At 65.9% G+C, this 2,274-nt stretch carries 2 protein-coding genes and 1 riboswitch; of the genes, one reads left to right on the top strand and one right to left on the bottom strand.

The window, feature by feature from the left end; genetic code table 11:
• The gene (locus ACESLR_RS02040) at positions 1-681 is read right to left on the bottom strand and encodes a TIGR00153 family protein (protein WP_373024127.1); all 681 of its coding nucleotides are present in this window, start codon (positions 679-681) and stop codon (positions 1-3) included.
• A gap of 100 nt (positions 682-781) precedes the next feature.
• A riboswitch (TPP riboswitch) is annotated at positions 782-879 on the top strand.
• A gap of 79 nt (positions 880-958) precedes the next feature.
• On the opposite strand from ACESLR_RS02040, the gene thiC reads away from it, so the two are divergent.
• Positions 959-2,274, top strand: a 1,316-nt coding sequence (gene thiC / locus ACESLR_RS02035; RefSeq protein ID WP_373024126.1) for a phosphomethylpyrimidine synthase ThiC, incomplete at its 3' end; no start/stop codon positions are given.

Here is a 2,274-nt window from a genome sequence, read left to right as displayed (position 1 = left end):
TTACTTGGCCAGCATCAGTTGCAGGCGGCTGCCCACGCGCTGGGCCAGGTCCGCCAGTTCGCCGATCGAGTCAATCACGCGGTACATGAAGATCACGTTCACCGGTGGCAACTCCGCCTCCTGGGTCAACAGGATCTCGCGGACCTCCCGCTGCGCCTCGTCGGACTCGTGCTCGATCTGGTCCAGCTCGGTAAGGATGCCGTTGACGACCTCCACCTCGTGGCCGCGGAAGCCGGCCTCCACCAGTTCGTCGAGTTCGTTGATCGCCCGGCCGGCCTGGTCGACGGCATCCACGCTGCGGTCGAGGAAGCGTTTCAGCGGCTCGCCCATGTTGTCGGGGAACTGCATCTGGCGGCCCAGCATCAGCCCGGCGATGTCCTTGGCCATGTTGGCGATCCGGTCCTGGATCAGCAGGGTGTCGAGCACGTCGCGGCGGGACATTGCCAGCATCATGCCCTTGGGCAGGTGCAGGCGAAGATCCTTCTTCAGGCGGTCGGCCTCGCGCTCCAGCTTGGAAATCTTTGTCTGCTGCTCGCGCGCGGTTTCCCAGTCATCGCGCGCCATGGCCTCCATAAAAGGGGGGAGCTCGGCAATGCAGGCACGCACCTTTTCCATGTGCGCCTGCAACGGGCGCACCGGGGAACGGCCAAAGAGTTCAAAGACGAAGTTCTTGGGAGACATGGCGGGACGAAGGTTGTCACAAACCGATAATCTAACGCAAAACACCGGAACACGCGCGGTCTTGTAAGCCCACCCCCGTTCGTGGTGCGTTACACTGTCTCGTCAGAGCTGGGGGTGCCCGCCATGGACGCGGGCTGAGAGAGTCCCCTTGAACCTGAACCAGTTCACACTGGCGGAGGGAAGCTCGGTGCTCGTTCCAGTCCGCGCGCTTCGTTCGCAGTCTGTCCGGCCCGTTCCGATCCCTCTGCCGCCACGCCCGAGTTGCAGAGGTCATCGCATGAGCGCCATCCCCGAGTCCTTCGCCCGCAAGACCGCCCAGGTCTCCGCCGACGTCACGCGCCCGTTCCCCAGTTCCGACAAGGTCTTCGTCCAGGGGTCGCGCCCGGACATCCGGGTGCCGTTCCGGCAGGTGGCGCAAAGCCCCACGCTGACCTCCGGCACCCCGGAGGAGAACCCGCCGATCCCGGTCTACGACACCTCCGGTCCGTACACGGATCCCGACGCGACCATCGACCTGCACCGGGGCCTGGCGGATCTGCGTGGCCCGTGGATCGACGAGCGCGCGGATACCGAATGGCTGGACGGCCCCAGCTCGGAATACGGCCGCGCCCGCGCCGCCGACCCGGAACTCGCCAGCCTGCGCTTCGAACACATCCGCCCGCCGCGCCGGGCGAAGTCCGGGGCGAACGTCTCGCAGATGCACTACGCCCGCCAGGGGGTTATCACTCCGGAGATGGAGTTTGTCGCCATCCGCGAGAACAACCGCCTGCAGGAGCTGCGCAACGACCCGCGCTACAAGAAGCTGCTGCGCCAGCACGCCGGCGAGTCGTTCGGGGCGTCGATCCCCGAGGCGATCACGTCCGAGTTCGTCCGCGACGAGATCGCCCGTGGCCGCGCGATCATCCCCGCGAACATCAACCACCCGGAGCTGGAGCCGATGATCATCGGTCGCAATTTCCGGGTGAAGGTGAACACCAACATCGGCAATTCGGCGGTCACCTCCTCGATCGAGGAGGAGGTCGAGAAGCTGGTCTGGTCCGCGCGCTGGGGCGGCGATACCCTGATGGACCTGTCCACCGGCAAGAACATCCACGAGACCCGCGAGTGGATCCTGCGCAACTCGCCGGTGCCGATCGGCACCGTGCCGATCTACCAGGCGCTGGAGAAGGTCGACGGCAAGCCCGAGGACCTGACCTGGGAGCTGTTCCGCGACACCCTGATCGAGCAGGCCGAACAGGGCGTGGACTACTTCACCATCCATGCCGGCGTGCGGTTGCAGTACGTGCCGCTGACCGCCGACCGGGTGACCGGCATCGTCTCGCGCGGTGGCTCGATCATGGCCAAGTGGTGCCTGGCGCACCACGAGGAAAACTTCCTCTACACCCGTTTCGACGAGATCTGCGAGATCATGAAGGCCTTCGACGTCTCGTTCTCGCTGGGTGACGGCCTGCGCCCCGGCTGTCTGGCCGACGCCAACGACGCCGCGCAGTTCGGCGAGCTGGAGACCCTGGGCGAGCTGACGCAGAAGGCCTGGGCGCATGACGTGCAGGTGATGATCGAGGGCCCCGGCCACGTGCCGCTGCAGAAGGTGAA

It is taken from the genome of Thioalkalivibrio sp., assembly GCF_041685615.1.
In the GTDB taxonomy this organism is placed as follows: domain Bacteria; phylum Pseudomonadota; class Gammaproteobacteria; order Ectothiorhodospirales; family Ectothiorhodospiraceae; genus Thioalkalivibrio.
This window is presented reverse-complemented; position numbering and strand designations above follow the sequence as displayed.

What these genes read in the sequence shown, in the direction of transcription:
- ACESLR_RS02040 (WP_373024127.1), bottom strand. Translation starts at nt 681, where the DNA reads ATGTCTCCCAAGAACTTCGTCTTTGAACTCTTTGGCCGTTCCCCGGTG.